This is a genomic window from Cognatundibacterium luofuense (assembly GCF_018139685.1).
Classification (GTDB): Bacteria; Pseudomonadota; Gammaproteobacteria; order Burkholderiales; family Burkholderiaceae_D; genus Undibacterium; species Undibacterium luofuense.
Genome location: NZ_JAGSPN010000271.1, coordinates 1 through 370 on the forward strand (window position 1 = coordinate 1; position 370 = coordinate 370).

The following is a 370-nucleotide window of genomic DNA, read 5'->3' on the forward strand; positions in this document are numbered from 1 at the left end:
TTTCCAGATCACGGCGTAAAATGGTGGATACCGTCATCAGAATAAAAATACCCAGCACACTGACTTCGATCAAGACCATCAGACCGCTGCGTATCATCTCCTGCCGCAATACCGATTTATCGATCACCAGCTCCAGTACGCCTACATGACCATTCTGTTCTGCGGGAGCAGGAATAGAACGGACGATACGTTCTGCATTAAAAATTTTTTCGACGTCACCGCCCACAAATTGCTGGCCCGTGCTGGTCTGGATAACGACATAGGCGATATGCGAATTTTCAAGCAACAGATTGATTTGCTTCTGTATCGCCTGTGGTTCAATATCCCAGATCGCAACCGAAAGCATAGGCAGATGCGTGGCGGCCACATG

General features: G+C 48.4%; 1 protein-coding gene. It reads right to left on the minus strand.

Annotation, left to right across the window (positions count from 1 at the left end; translation table 11 throughout):
- Positions 1-346, minus strand: a 346-nt coding sequence (locus KDM89_RS20360) for a hypothetical protein (protein ID WP_212689685.1), incomplete at its 3' end; no start/stop codon positions are given.
- Between the last annotated feature and the right edge of the window lie 24 nt (positions 347-370).